Source organism: Oleiphilus sp. HI0066 (assembly GCF_001635725.1).
The window spans coordinates 1-1,546 of the sequence record NZ_LWFH01000177.1; the positions used below are offsets into that span (position 1 = coordinate 1).

General features: G+C 46.6%; 1 protein-coding gene. It reads left to right on the forward strand.

Annotated features, from left to right (window positions below; translation table 11 throughout):
* Positions 1–115: 115 nt before the first annotated feature.
* Entirely contained in the window at positions 116–1,489 is a 1,374-nt protein-coding gene (gene trkA / locus A3738_RS02940; protein ID WP_068483299.1) for a Trk system potassium transporter TrkA, read from the forward strand.
* Positions 1,490–1,546: the final 57 nt, after the last annotated feature.

The following is a 1,546-nucleotide window of genomic DNA, read 5'->3' on the forward strand; positions in this document are numbered from 1 at the left end:
AACAGCTATTTCCCTCAGAGCAAGGACACGATGGGTTCTTCTACGCTTTGTTAACAAAAGATACTAAGTAACGGCGTTTTACACGCAGCATACGCAATTTAGGCATGCACTGTTTATGAAAATCATTATTGTGGGCGCAGGACAAGTAGGCGGAACGCTTGCTGAAAACCTTGCGATTGAAGCCAACGATATCACCGTGATTGACCCTGACAATCAACGTTTATCTGAATTAAGCGACCGTATTGATATTAGAACAATTGAGGGCTTGGGCTCTTACCCAGAAGTACTCGAGCAAGCTGGCGCTGAAGACGCCGACATGCTAATCGCCGTCACCAACAGTGACGAAGTCAACATGCTGGCATGCCAAATCGCGTACTCCTTATTCAAGACGCCCACAAAGATAAGTCGTGTAAGAGCAAATGCATACCTCAAGCAAAAATCTTTGTTCCGAAACGATGCCGTACCGGTCGATGTACTGATCAGTCCCGAACAAGTTGTCACGAAACATATAAAACGCTTGCTCGAGTATCCAGGCGCTCTTCAAGCGCTAGATTTTGCTGAAGGCGAAGTTAGTCTGGTTGCTATTCGTGCCTGTGAAGGTGGCCCATTGATCGGTCATGAACTTGCGGCAATTCGGCAGCATATGCCTAATATCGACACGCGAGTTGCGGCCATATTTAGAGATGGAAAACCAATCATCCCAAGCGGTAACACCGTTATCAATGAAGGAGACGAAGTGTTTTTCATTGCTGCACGTGATCATATTCGAGCGGTAATGAGTGAGCTCCAACCTTTAGAAAAAAGCTACAAACGCGTGATGATTGCAGGGGGTGGCAATATTGGTCAGCGCTTGGCAGAAAAATTAGAGCGCCGCTACCGCGTGAAAATCATCGAATCGTCGGCCTCGCGTTGTAAATCACTCTCCGAACATCTAGAACGTTCCACTGTACTAAATGGGAACTGCGCCGACAAAGACATGCTTATCGATGAGAACATCGAGAATACAGACGTGTTTATCGCAGTCACTAACGATGACGAAGCGAATATCATGGCATCGATGCTGGCAAAACGAATTGGTGCACGCAAAGTCATTACGCTAATCAGCAATCCAAACTATGTGGATCTGATTCAAGGTGGAGAAATCGACATTGCTGTATCCCCACAACAAACAACGATTGGCAGTCTGTTAACGCACATTCGTCGTGGAGACGTAGTCAATGTTCACTCTCTGCGTCGCGGTGCAGCAGAGGCAATCGAAGCGATTGCGCATGGAGACCATCGCTCTTCGAAAGTAGTCGGGAAACGACTCGATGAAATCAATCTGCCGCCTGGCACAACGATCGGAGCGATTGTGCGTAAAAAAGAAGTATTGATCGCGCATGACCATATCCGTATCGAACCTGATGACCACGTCATCTTGTTCTTGATCGATAAAGGAAGGATCAGGGAAGTTGAGAAACTCTTCCAGGTCGGCCTAACGTTTTTCTAGAGTGATCGAGATCTTCTAATGCAAATTTTAACTATTGGCCGAATGCTGGGGATTTTG

Coding starts and splice junctions, on each gene's coding strand:
- trkA (WP_068483299.1), top strand. CDS start 116: ATGAAAATCATTATTGTGGGCGCAGGACAAGTAGGCGGAACGCTTGCT.